Annotated in this window: 16 protein-coding genes; 9 read left to right on the forward strand and 7 right to left on the reverse strand. The window is 60.0% G+C overall.

Translation table 11 applies throughout. From position 1 onward, the window contains the following. Positions 1–29: 29 nt before the first annotated feature. Together PspCFBP13528_RS11545 and PspCFBP13528_RS11550 are read right to left on the reverse strand one after the other, a co-directional pair. Positions 30–476 carry an NUDIX hydrolase gene (locus PspCFBP13528_RS11545; RefSeq protein ID WP_101220123.1) on the reverse strand — a complete coding sequence of 149 codons (447 nt, stop codon included), beginning with the start codon at positions 474–476 and terminating at the stop codon, positions 30–32. 220 nt (positions 477–696) lie between these two features. Beyond that, the gene (locus PspCFBP13528_RS11550) at positions 697–2922 is read right to left on the reverse strand and encodes an NADP-dependent isocitrate dehydrogenase (RefSeq protein ID WP_137200251.1); all 2226 of its coding nucleotides are present in this window, start codon (positions 2920–2922) and stop codon (positions 697–699) included. A gap of 494 nt (positions 2923–3416) precedes the next feature. Between PspCFBP13528_RS11550 and icd the strand changes: the two genes are divergently transcribed. Beyond that, complete coding sequence (icd, locus tag PspCFBP13528_RS11555) at positions 3417–4673, forward strand: NADP-dependent isocitrate dehydrogenase (protein WP_065885048.1); 1257 nt, start codon at positions 3417–3419, stop codon at positions 4671–4673. Between the two features lie 65 nt (positions 4674–4738). On the opposite strand, the gene PspCFBP13528_RS11560 is transcribed toward icd, so the two are convergent. Next, positions 4739–5008: a cold shock domain-containing protein gene (locus PspCFBP13528_RS11560; protein ID WP_065953212.1), complete on the reverse strand. Its 270-nt coding sequence runs from the start codon at positions 5006–5008 to the stop codon at positions 4739–4741. A gap of 224 nt (positions 5009–5232) precedes the next feature. Between PspCFBP13528_RS11560 and clpS the strand changes: the two genes are divergently transcribed. Together clpS and clpA are read left to right on the forward strand one after the other, a co-directional pair. Beyond that, entirely contained in the window at positions 5233–5601 is a 369-nt protein-coding gene (clpS, locus tag PspCFBP13528_RS11565; RefSeq protein WP_005789091.1) for an ATP-dependent Clp protease adapter ClpS, read from the forward strand. Positions 5602–5630: 29 nt separating this feature from the next. After that, positions 5631–7901 (forward strand): ATP-dependent Clp protease ATP-binding subunit ClpA, encoded by a 2271-nt coding sequence (gene clpA / locus PspCFBP13528_RS11570; RefSeq protein ID WP_101220125.1) that lies wholly within the window; start codon positions 5631–5633, stop codon positions 7899–7901. A 246-nt stretch (positions 7902–8147) separates the two neighbouring features. Here the strand turns inward: clpA and infA are convergent, their stop codons facing one another. The 3 genes from infA to aat form a co-directional block, all read right to left on the reverse strand. Continuing rightward, positions 8148–8366 (reverse strand): translation initiation factor IF-1, encoded by a 219-nt coding sequence (infA, locus tag PspCFBP13528_RS11575; RefSeq protein ID WP_002553999.1) that lies wholly within the window; start codon positions 8364–8366, stop codon positions 8148–8150. 100 nt (positions 8367–8466) lie between these two features. Continuing rightward, positions 8467–9174, reverse strand: a complete 708-nt coding sequence (locus tag PspCFBP13528_RS11580) for an arginyltransferase (RefSeq protein WP_137200252.1) — start codon at positions 9172–9174, stop codon at positions 8467–8469. A 56-nt stretch (positions 9175–9230) separates the two neighbouring features. Beyond that, positions 9231–9911 carry a leucyl/phenylalanyl-tRNA--protein transferase gene (aat, locus tag PspCFBP13528_RS11585; RefSeq protein ID WP_101220127.1) on the reverse strand — a complete coding sequence of 227 codons (681 nt, stop codon included), beginning with the start codon at positions 9909–9911 and terminating at the stop codon, positions 9231–9233. Positions 9912–10408: 497 nt separating this feature from the next. Here aat and PspCFBP13528_RS11590 point away from each other — a divergent pair, with 497 nt between their 5' ends. From PspCFBP13528_RS11590 to cysG, 6 genes are read left to right on the forward strand one after another with little or no spacing between them, the layout of a single operon-like run. Continuing rightward, positions 10409–12817 (forward strand): DNA translocase FtsK, encoded by a 2409-nt coding sequence (locus tag PspCFBP13528_RS11590; RefSeq protein ID WP_065884967.1) that lies wholly within the window; start codon positions 10409–10411, stop codon positions 12815–12817. Positions 12818–12871: 54 nt separating this feature from the next. Continuing rightward, positions 12872–13495, forward strand: a complete 624-nt coding sequence (gene lolA, locus PspCFBP13528_RS11595) for an outer membrane lipoprotein chaperone LolA (RefSeq protein ID WP_065884968.1) — start codon at positions 12872–12874, stop codon at positions 13493–13495. 27 nt (positions 13496–13522) lie between these two features. Then, positions 13523–14845: a replication-associated recombination protein A gene (locus PspCFBP13528_RS11600; protein ID WP_049712683.1), complete on the forward strand. Its 1323-nt coding sequence runs from the start codon at positions 13523–13525 to the stop codon at positions 14843–14845. Then, on the forward strand, positions 14845–15219 hold the full coding sequence (crcB, locus tag PspCFBP13528_RS11605) for a fluoride efflux transporter CrcB (protein WP_065872076.1): 375 nt from the start codon (positions 14845–14847) through the stop codon (positions 15217–15219). The genes PspCFBP13528_RS11600 and crcB overlap by 1 nt, the downstream gene beginning before the upstream one ends. A gap of 16 nt (positions 15220–15235) precedes the next feature. Next, positions 15236–16516, forward strand: a complete 1281-nt coding sequence (gene serS / locus PspCFBP13528_RS11610; protein ID WP_137200253.1) for a serine--tRNA ligase — start codon at positions 15236–15238, stop codon at positions 16514–16516. Then, positions 16517–17911, forward strand: coding sequence for a siroheme synthase CysG (cysG, locus tag PspCFBP13528_RS11615; protein ID WP_137200254.1), 1395 nt, complete (start codon positions 16517–16519; stop codon positions 17909–17911). It abuts the gene before it with no gap. Between the two features lie 114 nt (positions 17912–18025). Here the strand turns inward: cysG and PspCFBP13528_RS11620 are convergent, their stop codons facing one another. Then, complete coding sequence (locus PspCFBP13528_RS11620; RefSeq protein WP_137200255.1) at positions 18026–19021, reverse strand: glutathione S-transferase family protein; 996 nt, start codon at positions 19019–19021, stop codon at positions 18026–18028. Between the last annotated feature and the right edge of the window lie 37 nt (positions 19022–19058).

The following is a 19058-nucleotide window of genomic DNA, read 5'->3' on the forward strand; positions in this document are numbered from 1 at the left end:
GCGATTCTAGCAGGCCTGGGCCCGCAAGGCTAAAGAGAAGGGCGGATCAATTCCAGGCTGTGACGCTGGCCGGCCAGATAATCATCGATACAGCGGATGATCAGCTCGCTGCGCCAGTCGTCGCGCAGGTCCATCAGTTCGTCCCGGGTCAGCCAGCGGGCACGGAGGATGCCTTCGTCGAGTTGATAGTCCGGGTGGTGTTTCAACGCCTTGGCTATAAAGCAGACCCGTTGATAGGTCACGCCATTGCTCGGTGCGGTGTAGAGGTAGATGCCGACGATGCCGGTGGCTTCGACGTCCCAACCGGTTTCTTCGAGGGTTTCGCGCACGGCGGCTTCGGTCAGGGTTTCGTTCGGGTCCAGATGCCCGGCGGGCTGGTTGAGCACGGCACGGCCACCCTTGAGTTCTTCGACCATCAGGAAGCGGCCGTTGTCTTCGACGAGGGTGGCGACGGTGATGTGGGGGAGCCAGGTCATGGGATGCCTCGGTTCAGGGCGCAGTGCGGTCTTGCAGCGCGAATACAGTCAATGTGGGAGGGGGCTTGCCCCCGATGAGGGCGTGTCAGTGCATACATCCGGGGCTCACCCACTGCTATCGGGGGCAAGCCCCCTCCCACATTTGATCCGGTTTCTTCAGTTGAACAGTGGAAATAGAAACCCCGGCACTCGGCCGGGGCTTCCCTGCATCGTTACAACCTTACTTCAACTTGGCAATCGCCGCATTGAGGGTGTTGCTTGGACGCATGGCCTGGCTGGTCAGCTCAGGGTTCGGCGCGTAGTAGCCGCCGATGTCCACTGGCTTGCCCTGTACGGCGTTGAGCTCGGCAACGATGGTTGCTTCGTTCGCGGCCAGGGTCTGGGCCAGTTCGCCGAACTGCGCTTGCAGGGCAGTGTCTTCGGTCTGGGCGGCCAGGGCCTGGGCCCAATACAGTGCCAGGTAGAAGTGGCTGCCGCGGTTGTCGATGTTGCCGACTTTGCGCGATGGCGACTTGTTGTTGTCGAGGAACTGGCCGGTGGCCTGGTCCAGGGTCTTGGACAGTACCAAGGCTTTCGGGTTGTTGTACGTCACACCCAAATGCTCAAGGGAGGCGGCCAGGGCCAGGAACTCGCCCAGGGAGTCCCAGCGCAGGAAGTTCTCTTCGACCAGTTGCTGCACGTGTTTCGGAGCCGAACCGCCGGCACCGGTTTCGAACAGGCCGCCGCCGTTCATCAGCGGCACGATCGAGAGCATCTTGGCGCTGGTGCCCAGTTCCATGATCGGGAACAGGTCGGTCAGGTAGTCGCGCAGTACGTTGCCGGTCACCGAGATGGTGTCCAGGCCCTTGCGGGTGCGCTCCAGGGTGAACTTCATCGCGTCGACCGGGGCCATGATGCGGATGTCCAGGCCTTCGGTGTTGTGGTCTTTCAGGTAAGCCTGAACTTTCTCGACCACTACGCCATCGTGGGCACGCTTGGGGTCCAGCCAGAAGATGGCCGGGGTGTTGCTGGCGCGGGCACGGTTGACGGCGAGCTTGACCCAGTCCTGGATCGGCGCGTCTTTGGTCTGGCACATGCGGAAGATGTCGCCGGCTTCGACGTTCTGTTCCATCAGCAGGTTGCCCTGGCTGTCGGTGACGCGGACCACGCCGTCAGCCTTGATCTGGAAGGTCTTGTCGTGAGAACCGTACTCTTCGGCTTTCTTCGCCATCAGGCCGACGTTCGGAACGCTGCCCATGGTGGTTGGGTCGAAGGCGCCATTGGCCTTGCAGTCTTCGATGACCGCCTGGTAGATGGTGGCGTAGCAGCGATCCGGGATCACCGCCTTGGTGTCGTGCAACTGGCCGTCGGTGCCCCACATCTTGCCGGAGTCACGGATCATGGCCGGCATCGAGGCGTCGACGATCACGTCGCTCGGCACGTGCAGGTTGGTGATGCCTTTGTCGGAGTTGACCATCGCCAGCGATGGGCGAGCGGCGTAGACCGCCTGGATATCAGCTTCGATCTGCGCTTGCTGGTCAGCCGGCAGCGCCTTGATGCGCGCATACAGGTCGCCGATGCCGTTGTTCAGGTTGAAGCCGATCTGCTCGAGCACGGTGGCGTGCTTGGCCAGGGCGTCCTTATAGAACTCGGCAACGATCTGGCCGAACATGATCGGGTCGGAGACCTTCATCATGGTGGCTTTCAGGTGAACCGACAGCAGCACGCCTTGTTTCTTGGCGTCTTCGATTTCAGCGGCGATGAAGCTGCGCAGGGCTTTTTTGCTCAGTACGGCGGTGTCGATGATTTCGCCAGCCTGTACCGAGGTCTTTTCTTTCAGAACGGTCGCGGTGCCGTCTTGAGCGATCAGCTCGATCTTCACGGCATCAGCCGCTTCGATCTGTACGGCTTTTTCGCTGCCGTAGAAGTCGCCGTTGCTCATGTGAGCGATGTGCGACTTGGAGTCTGCAGCCCAGGCGCCCATTTTGTGCGGGTGCTTGCGTGCGTAGTTCTTGACCGACAGCGGTGCGCGGCGGTCGGAGTTGCCTTCGCGCAGTACCGGGTTCACGGCGCTGCCCTTGACCTTGTCGTAACGTGCACGGGTTTCTTTTTCCGCGTCGGTGGTTACGGTTTCCGGGTAGTCCGGCAGGGCGTAGCCCTGGGCCTGCAGTTCCTTGATCGCGGCTTGCAGCTGCGGAGTCGAGGCGCTGATGTTAGGCAGCTTGATGATGTTGGCTTCAGGCGTAACGGCCAGGTCGCCCAGTTCGGCGAGGTGGTCCGGGATAGCCTTGGCGCCCAGTTGCTCGGGGAAGCTTGCGAGGATGCGCGCGGCGAGGGAGATGTCGCGGGTTTCCACGGCAATATCAGCGGAAGCGGTGAAGGCCTCTACGATAGGCAGCAGTGAATAGGTGGCGAGGGCCGGGGCTTCGTCGGTGAAGGTGTAGATGATCTTCGAGCGGGTGGGCATATTCGGATTAACTCTCTTCTTTGCTGAAAGCGTGCGCAGAAACTCGAGATGCGCCGGGTGGAGCGCGTTCGTTCAAAGTCATCCATGAGCGAAATGTCGAGTGTTCTTCGCGGTGATGTTGGGTTGCATCAGTCGAGCGTCAAGCGTTTGGACTATTGTAATAGTCCTGCTTTCTGGCTGAAGGCTACTGTCTAGAGCGGTCAACCGTCGTGACTCTTGGGTCAGCGGCGGCATTATACATAGGTCGCTATGCTTACGCTGAGCCTTCATACAAAAGGTGTGTCGTCCATTGGTCTAAAGGTCGCAGGCGGGCCGGGTGCGACCAACGTCGCATGTTGTGCTCAAGATTGGCGGTTTTCCCTTTGGTTTCAGGCTTGTAGGCGACAAATTATGCTGTTTTCGACGCAAGTGACCATGGCGTGAGGTTTCGGTCGCCATATATCTGGAGTAGGCTCGAACGCAGCCAGATGTTCAATCCATAGATGGAGTTCAGCATGGGATACAAGAAGATTCAGGTTCCGGCAGTCGGCGACAAAATCACCGTCAATGCAGACCATTCTCTCAATGTTCCTGACCAACCGATCATCCCGTATATCGAAGGTGACGGTATCGGCGTCGACATCAGTCCGGTGATGATCAAGGTGGTCGACGCTGCTGTTGAAAAGGCCTACGGCGGCAAGCGCAAGATCTCGTGGATGGAGGTGTATGCCGGCGAGAAGGCGACTCAAGTCTACGACCAGGACACCTGGCTGCCTCAGGAGACCCTGGACGCGGTCAAGGATTACGTGGTGTCCATCAAGGGCCCGCTGACCACCCCGGTCGGCGGCGGCATCCGTTCCCTGAACGTGGCGCTGCGCCAGCAACTCGACCTGTATGTGTGCCTGCGCCCGGTGCGCTGGTTCGAAGGCGTACCCAGCCCGGTCAAGAAGCCCGGGGACGTGGACATGACCATCTTTCGCGAAAACTCCGAGGACATTTACGCCGGCATCGAGTGGAAGGCCGGTTCGCCCGAGGCGATCAAGGTGATCAAGTTCCTCAAGGAGGAAATGGGGGTTACCAAGATCCGTTTCGACCAGGATTGCGGGATTGGCGTCAAGCCGGTGTCGAAGGAGGGCACCAAGCGCCTGGCGCGCAAGGCCCTGCAATATGTGGTGGATAACGACCGCGACTCGCTGACCATCGTGCACAAAGGCAACATCATGAAGTTCACCGAGGGTGCCTTCAAGGAGTGGGCCTATGAAGTGGCAGCCGAGGAATTCGGCGCGACCCTGCTTGATGGCGGGCCGTGGATGCAGTTCAAGAACCCCAGGACTGGCAAGAATGTGGTGGTCAAGGACGCCATTGCCGACGCGATGCTCCAGCAGATCCTGCTGCGCCCGGCTGAATATGACGTGATTGCGACGCTCAACCTCAACGGCGACTATCTGTCTGACGCCTTGGCTGCAGAAGTAGGCGGCATCGGTATCGCGCCGGGTGCCAACCTGTCGGACACCGTGGCCATGTTCGAAGCCACCCACGGCACGGCACCGAAGTACGCGGGCAAGGATCAAGTCAACCCGGGTTCATTGATTCTGTCGGCAGAAATGATGCTGCGACACATGGGCTGGGTCGAAGCGGCAGATCTGATCATCAAGGGCACCAATGGCGCCATCTCGGCCAAGACTGTGACGTATGACTTCGAGCGGCTGATGGAGGGGGCGACATTGGTGTCGTCGTCGGGCTTTGGTGACGCGTTGATTTCACATATGTAAAACCGCTGCATGAAAAACCGGCCATCCGATAAGTGGGGTGGCCGGTCTTTTCGCCCTGCGCAGGATCAGGCTGTTTCTTTCCTTTCGTTGTGAGCGGCCAGTGCCAAAGGCGTGTCGGTCGCAAGGTTCGTAGGCACAGAAACGCCTTCGGCTTGTTTTCCTTTTGGTCCTTCGACAATTTTTTCGAACTGCACGAGCTGGCCCGCTTTCAGCGTTTTATACCCTTCCATTTCTATTTGTGAGTAATGCACGAAAATGTCCTCTTCGTAGCCCTCCACTCGAAGAAACCCAAACCCCTTGGCGTTGTTGAACCAATTGACCTTACCGCTAGCCATTCCCTTATCCCTCTGCACCAGACTCCATCACTGGAGTATCATCCCGTCTATCCGTCCTAACCCGAATAAATAAGGTTGACTGCGCGGACCTTTTTTACCCACTGTGGGCTCTATTGGTTGTAACACCGATTTGCCGATAGTCAAGGCGACCAAAGGGTCGGAGTTGAAAATCTGACAGGTCGCCCCCACCACTGTATTTGAACCACTGACGAACCTTTCTTTCCATGCATGCAAATAGCCAGATTCGACTAACATTCAATCAGGATCGCCCGGATCAGGAACATGACGACGACGGTTCTGCAGGCATTGCTGTTCAGGAGGCCAAGCCTGCTTTACAGGCGCCGCCGATGTACAAGGTGGTTTTGTTCAATGATGACTACACACCGATGGATTTCGTGGTCGAAGTGCTCGAGGTGTTTTTTAACCTGAACCGCGAGTTGGCGACCAAGGTAATGCTGGCCGTTCACACAGAAGGACGGGCAGTATGTGGAGTGTTTACCCGCGACATCGCCGAGACAAAGGCCATGCAGGTCAACCAGTACGCCAGGGAAAGCCAGCATCCGCTACTCTGTGAAATCGAGAAGGACGGTTAACGCCGACCACTTGGGTATGAGGTGAAGCTATGTTAAACCGCGAGCTCGAAGTCACCCTCAATCTTGCCTTCAAGGAGGCTCGTTCGAAGCGTCATGAATTCATGACCGTCGAACACCTGCTGCTGGCACTTTTGGATAACGAAGCTGCCGCCACCGTTCTACGTGCGTGCGGCGCCAACCTCGACAAACTCAAGCATGACCTGCAGGAGTTTATCGACTCCACCACGCCACTGATCCCCGTGCATGACGAGGACCGTGAGACCCAGCCAACCCTGGGCTTCCAGCGGGTATTGCAGCGTGCTGTGTTCCACGTACAGAGCTCCGGTAAGCGTGAGGTCACGGGCGCCAATGTGCTGGTGGCGATTTTCAGCGAACAGGAAAGCCAGGCCGTGTTTCTGCTCAAGCAGCAGAGCGTTGCCCGTATCGATGTCGTCAACTACATCGCCCACGGTATCTCCAAGGTGCCTGGGCACGGCGATCATTCCGAGGGTGAGCAGGATATGCAGGACGACGAGGGCGGTGAGTCTTCTTCTTCAAGCAACCCGCTGGATGCCTATGCCAGCAACCTCAACGAGCTGGCGCGCCAGGGGCGGATCGATCCGCTGGTGGGGCGTGAGCTTGAGGTTGAGCGTGTAGCGCAGATCCTCGCGCGTCGTCGCAAGAACAACCCGCTGCTGGTCGGTGAAGCGGGCGTGGGTAAAACCGCGATTGCCGAGGGCCTGGCCAAGCGTATCGTCGACAACCAGGTGCCGGATCTGCTGGCCAACAGTGTCGTCTACTCCCTGGACCTGGGCGCGTTGCTCGCCGGGACCAAGTACCGTGGCGATTTCGAGAAGCGCTTCAAGGCGCTGCTCGGCGAACTGAAAAAACGCCCGCAGGCAATCCTGTTCATCGACGAGATCCACACCATTATTGGTGCGGGGGCTGCGTCTGGCGGGGTGATGGATGCGTCCAACCTGCTCAAGCCGCTGCTGTCATCGGGTGATATTCGCTGCATTGGCTCGACCACGTTCCAGGAATTTCGCGGGATTTTCGAAAAAGACCGTGCCCTGGCGCGCCGCTTCCAGAAAGTCGATGTGTCCGAGCCTTCGGTTGAGGACACCATCGGTATTCTGCGTGGGCTCAAGGGGCGTTTCGAAGCGCACCATGGCATCGAGTACACTGATGAGGCGTTGCGTTCAGCCGCTGAGCTGGCGGCGCGCTACATCAACGACCGGCATATGCCGGACAAGGCGATCGATGTGATCGACGAGGCGGGTGCCTACCAGCGCCTGCAGCCGGTCGAGAAGCGCGTGAAACGCATCGACGTGCCCCAGGTCGAGGACATCGTGGCGAAAATCGCGCGGATTCCGCCAAAACACGTCAACAGTTCCGATAAGGAGCTGCTGCGTAACCTGGAGCGTGACCTTAAATTGACCGTCTTCGGCCAGGATGCGGCGATCGACGCGCTGTCCACCGCGATCAAGCTGTCGCGTGCGGGCCTCAAGTCGCCGGACAAGCCAGTGGGTTCGTTCCTGTTCGCCGGGCCGACCGGTGTCGGCAAAACCGAGGCGGCGCGCCAGTTGGCCAAGGCCATGGGAATCGAACTGGTACGCTTCGACATGTCCGAATATATGGAGCGTCACACTGTGTCGCGCCTGATCGGTGCCCCTCCGGGCTATGTCGGTTTCGACCAGGGCGGCCTGTTGACCGAGGCCATTACCAAGCAGCCGCACTGCGTGTTGCTGCTCGATGAAATCGAAAAGGCTCACCCGGAAGTCTTCAACCTGCTGCTGCAGGTCATGGACCACGGCACCTTGACCGACAACAACGGGCGCAAGGCGGATTTTCGCAACGTAATCGTGATCATGACCACCAACGCCGGTGCCGAGACCGCTGCGCGGGCCTCGATTGGCTTTACGCATCAGGATCATTCCTCGGATGCGATGGAAGTGATCAAGAAAAGCTTCACGCCGGAGTTCCGCAACCGCCTGGACACCATTATCCAGTTTGGTCGCCTCAGCCATGAGGTCATCAAGAGCGTGGTGGACAAGTTCCTCACCGAGCTTCAGGCGCAGTTGGAAGACAAGCGCGTGCAGTTGGAGGTGTCGGAAGCGGCGCGCAGCTGGATTGCGGAAGGCGGCTACGACGCGGCAATGGGCGCACGCCCGATGGCGCGTCTGATCCAGGACAAGATCAAGCGGCCGCTGGCCGAAGAGATCCTGTTTGGCGAGCTTTCCGACCATGGTGGCGTGGTGCATATCGATCTGAAGGACGGCGAGCTGACCTTCGAGTTCGAAACCACGGCGGAAATGGCCTGATCGTTCTACCGCAGTACAAAAGGCGCCGAAAGGCGCCTTTTTGCTGGCTGAAATACACTCTTCAAGATAATGCAGATCAAATGTGGGAGGGGGCTTGCCCCCGATAGCAGTGTGTCAGGCAACTAATCTGCTACTGAACCACCGCTATCGGGGGCAAGCCCCCTCCCACATTGGTTTTGGGTGTCAGGTAAATAACACACCCACACAAAAACGCCCGGCATAACCGGGCGTCTTGTATTGACTTGCTTAGCGAGCGCGGTAAGTGATGCGCCCTTTGCTCAAGTCATAGGGCGTCAGCTCGACGCGCACTTTGTCACCGGTAAGAATACGAATGTAGTTCTTGCGCATCTTGCCGGAGATATGCGCGGTTACGACGTGCCCATTTTCCAACTCCACACGAAACATGGTGTTGGGCAGGGTGTCGACGACAGTGCCTTCCATTTCGAAGCTGTCTTCTTTCGACATGCAGTAAAGCCCTCGGTATCCAGTGAATGGCCCGGTGCAACTGCGCCAGGCAAAAGCGGCGTGCATTGTGCCCGAAAAAGGGTGTTCAAGCCAAGGGGTTCTAGTTAAGCGTTACCCATCTTTGATTAATCAGTAGCTCAATGGGCCGATATTGGGTCTTGTAATTCATCTTTTTGCAGTTTTTGATCCAGTAGCCGAGGTACACCGCCTCCAGTTCCAGGCGCAGCGCTTCACCTATTTGCCAGAGAATCGCAAAGCGCCCCAGGCTGCGGCGTTCTTCGCCGGGTTCATAGAAGGTGTACACCGCCGACAAGCCATTGGGCAGCAGGTCGGTCACCGCCACCGCCAGCAACCGTCCGTCGAGGCGAAATTCGTAGAAGCGTGAAAAAGGCAGGTCACGTACCAGGAACGTGGAAAATTGGTCGCGGCTGGGCGGGAACATATCGCCGTCGGCATGACGTTGTTCGATGTAGCGTTGATAGAGATCGAAATATTCTTCGCTGTACTGCGGCTTGACCGCGTCTACCGTCAGGTCCGCATTGCGCTTGAGAATGCGTTTCTGGTTGCGATCCGGTAAAAATTGCGCCACCGGGATGCGCGCCGGGACACAGGCATTGCAGTGTTGGCAATGAGGTCGGTACAGATGATCGCCGCTGCGCCGAAAGCCCATCTCGGACAGGTCGGCGTACACGTGCACATCCATCGGCTGGCTGGGGTCGAGGAACAGCGTGGTGGCCTGCTCGTCGGGCAGATAGCTGCAAGAGTGGGCTTGAGTGGCATAAAACTTCAAGCGTGCCAGCTCGGTCATGATCAACCCTCGGGATAAGCTTTGAAATAAGTGTAAGCCAGGTAGGCGGATGTCGCCTAAGAAACCCACGGCCCAGCGTTGGGCTGGTCCAGATAATCGCGCAGGTACCCGGCGAACTCGTTGCGCGGTATGCCGCGTGCGCCCAGGCTGTGCAGGTGATCATTGGGCATCTGGCAGTCAATCAGCACAAAACCCCAGGCCTGCAATTGCCGGGTCAGCGTGGCGAAGCCGAATTTCGAGGCGTTATCGGCGCGGCTGAACATGGATTCGCCAAAAAACAATTGGCCCATCGCCAGGCCGTACAGGCCGCCGACCAATTCGCCCTGGTCCCAGACCTCCACGGAGTGCGCGTAACCACGCTGATGCAGCTCCAGGTAGGCGCTCTGGATGCTTTCGGTGATCCATGTGCCGTCCGCATATGCCCGAGGCGCTGCGCAGGCCTGGATGACCGCGGCGAAATCCTGGTCGAACGTCACGCTATAGCGCTGTTGGCGCAATAATTTGCCAAGGCTGCGCGAGACGTGCAGCTCGTCGGGGAATATCACCGTGCGTGGGTCGGGTGACCACCAGAGAATCGGCTGGCCTTCGGAGAACCATGGGAAGCAGCCGTGGCGATAGGCCTGGATCAATCGTTCGGCCGACAGGTCGCCGCCGGCGGCAAGCAGGCCGTTGGGTTCGCGCATGGCCTTGGCCAGTGGCGGGAATGTCAGGGTGTCGCGTTGTAACCAGGTCAGCATGGTATCCAGGCTTACGGAAGGGGAGGGGAGTGGCAGGTTGGGCGCCTGCCCCGGGACCTGATTATTGTCGACACAGCGCCTCGGGGCCAGCGCAAATGGCTGCTCGGGCTGGTTTAGCGTGAAAGGGTGTTTCTGCAACTCTGCTCATAAGGTGCGGTCGTAATCGGGTCTGGCCAATGCAGGCCATTTGCCAAGCTTGCCTGGATTGGTAAATACAGCGCATAAGCCTTTGTCAGCAAAGACAATGCATGCTCAAATTGAACAGGCTGCAATGCGTGCAGGGCTCTGGCTGCCGGGTGGTGGGCAAGTGCGTGGCATCACGCACGCAAACCCGTACAATGCGGCGATTATGGCGTTATCGCCATTTCATCCATGGGTTATGCAGTGTTAAAAAGTAGATTCAGCAACATTTGTCATTTTTCAGCTGCTCGGATAGAGCAGTCGTGTGCAGTCATTCAACAGATGGACGCGCTAACAGGCGCAGGAAAAGACCCGTTTTGAAGAAATCCGCCGCAACACCCAAAGCAGCAGTCGTGCCGGCCTGGCGTCAGCACCTGCATTATCGACTCAAGGAAGGTGCGCTGATCGCGATCGGCGCGCTGTGCCTGTTCCTGATGATGGCCTTGCTCACCTATGGCAAGGACGATCCCGGCTGGAGCCATAACAGCAAAATCGACGACGTGCAGAATTTCGGTGGCCCGGTGGGTTCCTACAGCGCCGATATCCTGTTCATGATTCTCGGTTATTTCGCGTACATCTTTCCGCTGTTACTGGCGATCAAGACCTGGCAGATTTTCCGCCAGCGTCACGAGCCGTGGCAGTGGAGCGGCTGGTTGTTCTCCTGGCGCCTGATCGGGCTGGTCTTCCTGGTGTTGTCCGGCGCCGCTCTGGCGCATATCCATTTCCATGCGCCCACCGGTCTGCCGGCAGGTGCGGGCGGGGCATTGGGCGAAAGCCTGGGCGACCTGGCGCGCCGCACCCTGAATATCCAGGGCAGCACCCTGATGTTCATCGCGCTGTTTCTCTTCGGTCTTACGGTGTTCACCGACCTGTCGTGGTTCAAGGTGATGGACGTGACCGGCAAGATCACCCTTGACCTGTTCGAGTTGTTCCAGGGCGCCGCCAACCGCTGGTGGGCCGCCCGCGTGGAGCGTAAGCAGATGGTTGCGCAACTGCGCGAAGTGGACACCCGCGTCAACGAAGTGGTGGCGCCAAGCACGCCGGACCGCCGCGAGCAGGCCAAGGTCAAGGAACGCCTGATCGAGCGCGAACAGGCCCTGAGCAAGCACATGTCGGATCGCGAGAAGCAGGTGCCGCCGGTGATCGCCCCTGCGCCGCCCAAGGCGCCCGAGCCCAGCCACCGCGTGCAGAAAGAGAAACAGGCGCCGCTGTTCATCGACAGCGCCGTCGAAGGCACCTTGCCGCCGATCTCGATTCTCGACCCGGCGGAAAAGAAACAGCTCAACTACTCGCCCGAATCCCTGGCGGCCGTCGGCCACTTGCTGGAAATCAAGCTCAAGGAGTTCGGCGTCGAAGTGTCGGTGGACTCGATTCACCCTGGCCCTGTGATTACCCGTTACGAAATTCAGCCGGCCGCGGGCGTCAAGGTCAGCCGCATTTCCAACCTGGCCAAGGACCTGGCCCGTTCCCTGGCCGTGACCAGCGTGCGCGTGGTGGAAGTGATTCCCGGCAAGACCACCGTCGGTATCGAGATTCCCAACGAAGACCGCCAGATCGTGCGCTTCTCCGAAGTGCTGTCGACTCCGGAATACGACAACTTCAAATCGCCGGTCACCCTGGCCCTCGGCCATGATATCGGCGGCAAGCCGGTCATCACCGACCTGGCGAAAATGCCGCACCTGCTGGTGGCCGGTACCACCGGTTCCGGTAAGTCGGTGGGTGTGAACGCGATGATCCTGTCGATCCTGTTCAAGTCCGGCCCGGACGACGCCAAGCTGATCATGATCGACCCGAAAATGCTTGAGCTGTCGATCTACGAAGGCATTCCGCACCTGCTGTGCCCGGTAGTGACCGACATGAAGGACGCCGCCAACGCCCTGCGCTGGAGCGTCGCCGAGATGGAGCGTCGCTACAAGCTGATGGCGAAGATGGGCGTGCGTAACCTGTCCGGCTTCAACGCCAAGGTCAAGGAAGCCCAGGACGCCGGTACGCCGCTGACCGACCCGCTGTACAAGCGCGAGAACATTCACGACGAAGCGCCGCTGCTGACCAAGCTGCCGACCATCGTGGTGGTGGTCGACGAATTCGCCGACATGATGATGATCGTCGGCAAGAAGGTAGAAGAACTGATCGCACGTATCGCCCAGAAGGCCCGTGCGGCCGGGATCCACCTGATCCTCGCCACCCAGCGGCCGTCGGTGGATGTGATCACCGGCCTGATCAAGGCCAACATTCCTACGCGTATGGCGTTCCAGGTTTCGAGCAAGATCGACTCGCGGACCATCATCGACCAGGGCGGCGCCGAGCAACTGCTGGGCCACGGTGACATGCTCTATATGCCGCCCGGCACCAGCCTGCCGATCCGTGTCCACGGTGCGTTCGTTTCCGACGATGAAGTGCATCGCGTGGTGGAAGCCTGGAAACTGCGTGGCGCACCGGAATACAACGACGACATTCTCGCGGGCGTGGAAGAGGCCGGCAGCGGCTTCGACGGCGGCAGTGGAGGTGGCGACGATGACGCTGAAACCGACGCGCTCTACGACGAAGCCGTGGCGTTCGTGCTGGAAAGCCGCCGAGCCTCGATCTCCGCCGTGCAACGCAAGCTGAAGATCGGCTATAACCGCGCCGCCCGCATGATCGAAGCCATGGAGCACGCCGGCGTCGTCACCGCAATGAACACCAACGGCTCGCGCGAAATCATCGCCCCCGGGCAGATGCGCGACTGATTCCGCGCCGCGTGGCAGCACGCGGCGCGCCCTGACTACTCAATGAGGACTCCCATGCGCATTATCCGCATGCTGTTGTTGCCGGCACTGGCCCTGACCGCCGTTTCGGCCCACGCTGACCCGGCTTCCGTGGCCAGTCTGAAGAACCTGCTGGACAAATCCCAGACCCTGACCGCGCGCTTTTCCCAGCTGACCCTGGACGCCGGTGGCACCCAGTTGCAGGAAACCGCAGGCGAAATGGCCGTGCAGCGTCCCGGCCTGTTCTACTGGCACACCGAAGGCAAGGCCGAGCAGACCATCGTGTCCGACGGCCAGAAAGTCACGCTGTGGGACCCGGACCTGGAACAGGCGACCATCAAGAAGCTCGACCCGCGCCTGAACCAGACGCCGGCGCTGTTGCTGTCGGGGGACGTGTCTAAGATCAACGACAGCTTTGATATCACCTCCAAGCAAACCAGCAACGTGATCGAATTTACGCTCAAGCCCAAATCCAGGGACACACTGTTCGACACGCTGTCGTTGTCGTTCGGCAACGGCGTGATCAACAACATGCGCCTGGTCGACAGCGTTGGCCAGCGCACCGATATCCTGTTCTCCGGGGTCAAGGCCAACCAGCCTGTGCCCGCGTCCAAGTTCAAGTTCGACATCCCCAAGGGTGCCGACGTGATCCAGGAATAAACTCCCCAGAGGTTTCAAACGCTGCCCATGGATCTGTTTCGAAGTGACCCGATTGCCCAGCCCCTGGCCGCGCGCCTGCGCTCGACCAACCTGGATGAGTACGTCGGTCAGGAACACCTGCTCGCTCGCGGCAAGCCCTTGCGTGAAGCCCTGGAGCAGGGTGCGCTGCACTCGATGATTTTCTGGGGGCCGCCGGGGGTGGGTAAAACCACCCTGGCGCGGCTGCTGGCGAAGGTCTCGGATGCGCACTTCGAAACGGTCTCCGCCGTGCTGGCCGGGGTCAAGGAGATCCGCCAGGCGGTGGAAGTCGCCAAGCAGCAGGCCGGGCAATACGGCAAGCGCACCATCCTGTTTGTCGATGAAGTGCATCGCTTCAACAAGTCGCAGCAGGATGCGTTCCTGCCCTATGTGGAAGACGGCACGTTGATCTTTATCGGTGCCACCACCGAGAACCCTTCTTTTGAATTGAACAACGCCTTGCTTTCGCGGGCGCGCGTCTATGTGCTGAAAAGCCTGGACGAAGCGGCGATGCGAAAGCTGTTGCAGCGTGCGTTAAGCGAAGACAAGGGCCTGGGCAAGCGCCAGCTGAGTCTCAGCGATGAAGGCTTCAAGATACTGATGAGCGCCGCCGACGGTGACGGGCGCCGCTTTCTCAACCTGCTGGAAAACGCCTCGGACCTCGCCGAAGACGGCAATGAAATTGGCGTCGACCTCCTGCAAAGCCTGCTCGGCGATACGCGTCGGCGCTTTGACAAGGGCGGCGAAGCCTTCTACGACCAGATATCGGCGCTGCACAAATCCGTACGCGGTTCCAACCCGGACGGCGCGCTGTACTGGTTCGCGCGCATGATCGACGGCGGCTGCGACCCGCTTTACCTTGCCCGCCGCGTGGTGCGCATGGCCAGCGAAGACATCGGCAACGCCGACCCTCGTGCGCTGAGCCTGTGCCTGGCGGCGTGGGAAGTTCAGGAGCGCCTGGGCAGCCCGGAAGGCGAATTGGCAGTGGCCCAGGCCATTACCTATTTGGCCTGCGCACCTAAAAGCAACGCGGTGTACATGGGCTTCAAGTCCGCGCTGCGCGCCGCTGCCGAACACGGCTCCCTGGAAGTGCCGCTGCACCTGCGCAACGCGCCGACCAAGCTGATGAAACAACTGGGTTACGGCGATGAATACCGTTATGCCCACGATGAACCGGACGCCTATGCTGCCGGTGAAGATTACTTCCCCGACGACCTTGAGCCACAACCGTTCTATCAGCCGGTGCCCCGTGGCCTGGAGCTGAAGATCGGTGAAAAGCTCAATCACCTCGCCCAACTCGATCGACTCAGCCCAAAACAGCGGAGAAAGTAGTGCTCAAGACGATTCTTGCCGTGTCCGCAGCCGGCATCGCTGGTACATTATTGCGTTTCGCCACTAGCACCTGGGTCAGCGCCAACTGGCCGAAGCATTTTTATGCGGCGACCCTGGCGGTCAATCTGGTGGGCTGCTTGATCATCGGGCTGTTGTACGGCTGGTTCCTGTTGCGCCCGGAAGTGCCGATTGAAATTCGCGCCGGCTTGATTGTCGGCTTTGTAGGCGGTCTGACGACCTTTTCATCCTTTTCACTGGATACACTGCGCCTGCTGGAAAGCGGGCAGGCCCTGGTCGCCTTCGGGTACCTGGGTATCAGCGTGTTCGGCGGGCTGCTCGCCACCTGGGCCGGCCTGTCCCTGACCAAACTTTGATAAACGAGAGACCGACATGCTCGATTCCAAACTGTTACGTAGCAACCTTCAGGACGTAGCGGACCGCCTGGCATCCCGTGGCTTTGCCTTGGATGTTGCGCGCATCGAAGCGCTGGAAGAACAGCGCAAGACCGTCCAGACCCGCACCGAAGCACTGCAGGCTGAGCGGAATGCGCGTTCCAAATCCATCGGTCAGGCCAAGCAGCGCGGCGAAGACATCGCGCCGTTGATGGCGGACGTCGAGCGTATGGGCACCGAGCTGTCCGACGGCAAAGTCGAGCTGGACAAGATCCAGTCCGAACTGGATTCGATCCTGCTGGGTATCCCCAATATTCCCCATGAATCGGTACCGATTGGCGAAGACGAAGACGGCAACGTCGAAGTGCGCCGCTGGGGCACGCCGAAAGCCTTCGATTTCCAAATCAAGGACCACGTGGCCCTCGGCGAGTTGACCGGCGGCCTGGATTTCGAAACCGCCGCGAAAATGTCCGGCGCGCGTTTCGCGTTGTTGCGTGGCCCGATCGCACGCATGCACCGCGCCCTGGCGCAGTTCATGATCAACCTGCACACCGCCGAGCACGGTTACGAAGAAGCCTACACGCCTTACCTGGTGCAGGCGCCGGCGTTGATGGGTACCAGCCAGCTGCCGAAATTCGAGGAAGACCTGTTCAAGATCAGCCGCGACGGCGAAGCCGACCTGTACCTGATCCCCACCGCCGAAGTGTCGCTGACCAATATCGTTGCCGGCGAAATCCTCGATGCCAAGCAACTGCCGTTGAAGTTCGTGGCTCACAGCCCGTGCTTTCGCAGTGAAGCCGGTGCATCGGGTCGCGATACGCGCGGCATGATCCGCCAGCACCAGTTCGACAAGGTCGAGATGGTGCAGGTGGTCGAGCCTTCGATGTCGATGGAAGCGCTGGAGGGCCTGACTGCCAACGCCGAACGCGTGCTGCAACTGCTGGAGCTGCCGTACCGCGTCCTGGCGCTGTGCACCGGCGACATGGGGTTCAGCGCCGTGAAGACCTACGACCTTGAAGTGTGGGTGCCGAGCCAGGACAAATACCGCGAGATTTCGTCGTGCTCCAACTGCGGTGATTTCCAGGCGCGTCGCATGCAGGCGCGTTTCCGTAATCCGGAAACCGGCAAGCCGGAGTTGGTACACACCCTTAACGGTTCGGGCCTGGCCGTAGGCCGTACGCTGGTGGCCGTACTGGAAAACTACCAGCAGGCCGACGGGTCGATCCGCGTGCCTGAGGTGCTCAAGCCGTACATGGGCGGCGTCGAGGTCATCGGCTAAATGGAATTTCTGCCGCTGTTTCATAACCTGCGCGGCAGTCGTGTGCTGGTCGTCGGTGGGGGGGAGATCGCCTTGCGCAAATCCCGCCTGCTGGCTGACGCCGGCGCAGTGCTGCGGGTGGTTGCTCCCCAGATCGAAGACCAGTTGCGTGAATTGGTACTGGGCAGTGGCGGGGAACTGATGTTGCGCGGTTATCAGGAGGCCGACCTCGACGGTTGCGTGCTGATCATCGCGGCCACGGACGACGAGCCACTGAACGCGCAAGTGTCCAGTGATGCCAAGCGTCGCTGTGTTCCGGTCAATGTGGTGGACGCGCCAGCCTTGTGCAGCGTGATCTTCCCGGCGATCGTCGACCGTTCGCCGTTGGTGATTGCGGTGTCCAGTGGCGGCGATGCGCCGGTGCTGGCGCGCCTGATCCGCGCCAAGCTGGAAACCTGGATTCCGTCCACCTATGGCCAATTGGCCGGGTTGGCGGCGCGTTTTCGCGCCCAGGTCAAAGGCTTGTACCCGGATGTGCAGCAGCGCCGGGCGTTCTGGGAAGAGGTGTTCCAGGGCCCGATTGCCGACCGCCAATTGGCCGGGCAGGGCGATGAGGCCGAGCGCCTGTTGATCGAAAAGGTCAATGGCGCGCCGCCTTATGCACCGGGTGAGGTGTACCTGGTGGGCGCAGGCCCCGGTGATCCGGACCTGCTGACCTTCCGCGCCTTGCGCCTGATGCAGCAAGCCGACGTGGTGTTGTATGACCGTCTGGTGGCCCCGGCGATTCTGGAGCTGTGCCGTCGTGATGCCGAGCGCGTGTATGTTGGCAAGCGTCGCGCCGAGCATGCCGTGCCGCAGGACCAGATCAACCAGCAACTGGTGGACCTGGCCAAGCAAGGCAAGCGCGTGCTGCGTCTCAAGGGCGGCGATCCGTTCATTTTCGGGCGTGGCGGCGAAGAGATCGAGGAACTGGCGGCCCATGGCATCCCGTTCCAGGTGGTGCCGGGCATCACGGCGGCCAGTGGTTGCGCGGCGTATGCGGGCATTCCGCTGACGCACCGTGACTATGCGCAGTCGGTGCGCTTTATCACCGGGCACCTGAAAAACGGTACGTCGGATCTACCCTGGCAGGATCTGGTGGGGCCGTCACAGACCCTGGTGTTCTACATGGGCTTGATCGGTTTGCCGATTATCTGCCAACAGTTGATCCTGCATGGCCGCGCCGCCGATACGCCGGCAGCGTTGATCCAGCAGGGCACCACCTCCAACCAGCGCGTGTTCACCGGCACCCTGGCCGATTTGCCGCGCATGGTGGCGGAGCATGAAGTGCATGCGCCGACGCTGGTGATCGTGGGCGAGGTGGTGGTGTTGCGCGAGAAACTCAAGTGGTTTGAAGGCGCTCAGTCTCAGGTGTAAGCCTCAAAAGCATCGGGGGCAAGCCCCCTCCCACATTTTGACTGTATTCACAGATCCAAGTGCGGGAGGGGGCTTGCCCCCGATGAGGCCATCAGCTTCAACCCATCATCCGGATCAGCCAAAGACACCCTTACCACTCAACCGCTCCCGATCATGCCCAACATCAAAGCGCTGGGCAGGCCCCTTCGGCACAATCCCCGTCGGATTGATCGTCCGATGGCTGGCATAGTAATGCCCCTTGATATGCTCGAAATCCACCGTCTCGGCCACCCCCGGCCACTGATACATCTCCCTTAGCCAGTTCGACAGGTTCGTGTAGTCGGCAATCCGCCGCAGGTTGCACTTGAAGTGGCTGTAATACACCGCATCAAAACGAATCAGTGTGGTGAACAGCCGAACATCCGCTTCGGTAAGGTATTCGCCGGCCAGGTAACGGTGCTCGCCCAGGTGGCGTTCCAGGTGGTCGAGCTCGGCAAACACATCATCAAACGCGCTTTCATAAGCCTGCTGCGAGGTAGCGAACCCGGCGCGGTATACGCCGTTGTTTACGGCGGGGTAGATGCGTTCGTTCAGGGTGTCGATGGTCGAACGCAGTGCCTGCGGGTAGAAATCCAGGGTATTGCCGGTCAGTTCATTGAAGGCGCTGTTGAACATGCGGATGATCTCCGCCGATTCGTTGCTGACGATGCGCTTGAGCTTCTTGTCCCATAACACCGGCACCGTGACGCGCCCGGTGTAGTCAGCGGTGTCGGCGGTGTAACGCTGGTGCATGAAGTCAAAACCGTCCAGTGCATCGCCGCTTGAGCCGTGGGCCTTGTCGAAGGTCCAGCCGTTTTCCAGCATCAGCCAACTGACTATCGAGACGTCGATCAGGCTTTCCAGGCCCTTGAGTTTGCGCAGGATCAGGGTGCGGTGGGCCCAGGGACAGGCCAGGGAGACGTAGAGGTGATAGCGCCCGGCCTCGGCCTTGAAGCTGCCTTCGCCGCTCGGGCCGGGCTGGCCGTCGGCGGTGACCCAGTGACGGCGTTGCGCCTGTTCACGCTGGAAAGCGCCATCTGCGCTACTTTCGTACCACTGGTCTTTCCAGTGTCCTTCGATCAGCAAACCCATGACTGGCTCCTTGGCTAATAAGCGTTGGAGCCCAGTT

The sequence above is a fragment of the Pseudomonas sp. CFBP13528 genome, from assembly GCF_005233615.1.
In the GTDB taxonomy this organism is placed as follows: domain Bacteria; phylum Pseudomonadota; class Gammaproteobacteria; order Pseudomonadales; family Pseudomonadaceae; genus Aquipseudomonas; species Aquipseudomonas fluorescens_AM.

Bases quoted from the DNA above. Each gene is read 5' to 3' on its own strand.
- PspCFBP13528_RS11620 (WP_137200255.1), bottom strand. From the start codon at position 19,021: ATGGGTTTGCTGATCGAAGGACACTGGAAAGACCAGTGGTACGAAAGT.
- aat (WP_101220127.1), bottom strand. From the start codon at position 9,911: ATGCTGACCTGGTTACAACGCGACACCCTGACATTCCCGCCACTGGCC.
- PspCFBP13528_RS11560 (WP_065953212.1), bottom strand. From the start codon at position 5,008: ATGGCTAGCGGTAAGGTCAATTGGTTCAACAACGCCAAGGGGTTTGGG.
- clpS (WP_005789091.1), top strand. From the start codon at position 5,233: ATGCATGCAAATAGCCAGATTCGACTAACATTCAATCAGGATCGCCCG.
- PspCFBP13528_RS11600 (WP_049712683.1), top strand. From the start codon at position 13,523: ATGGATCTGTTTCGAAGTGACCCGATTGCCCAGCCCCTGGCCGCGCGC.
- infA (WP_002553999.1), bottom strand. From the start codon at position 8,366: ATGTCGAAAGAAGACAGCTTCGAAATGGAAGGCACTGTCGTCGACACC.
- PspCFBP13528_RS11545 (WP_101220123.1), bottom strand. From the start codon at position 476: ATGACCTGGCTCCCCCACATCACCGTCGCCACCCTCGTCGAAGACAAC.
- serS (WP_137200253.1), top strand. From the start codon at position 15,236: ATGCTCGATTCCAAACTGTTACGTAGCAACCTTCAGGACGTAGCGGAC.
- clpA (WP_101220125.1), top strand. From the start codon at position 5,631: ATGTTAAACCGCGAGCTCGAAGTCACCCTCAATCTTGCCTTCAAGGAG.
- PspCFBP13528_RS11580 (WP_137200252.1), bottom strand. From the start codon at position 9,174: ATGACCGAGCTGGCACGCTTGAAGTTTTATGCCACTCAAGCCCACTCT.
- PspCFBP13528_RS11550 (WP_137200251.1), bottom strand. From the start codon at position 2,922: ATGCCCACCCGCTCGAAGATCATCTACACCTTCACCGACGAAGCCCCG.
- cysG (WP_137200254.1), top strand. From the start codon at position 16,517: ATGGAATTTCTGCCGCTGTTTCATAACCTGCGCGGCAGTCGTGTGCTG.
- icd (WP_065885048.1), top strand. From the start codon at position 3,417: ATGGGATACAAGAAGATTCAGGTTCCGGCAGTCGGCGACAAAATCACC.
- lolA (WP_065884968.1), top strand. From the start codon at position 12,872: ATGCGCATTATCCGCATGCTGTTGTTGCCGGCACTGGCCCTGACCGCC.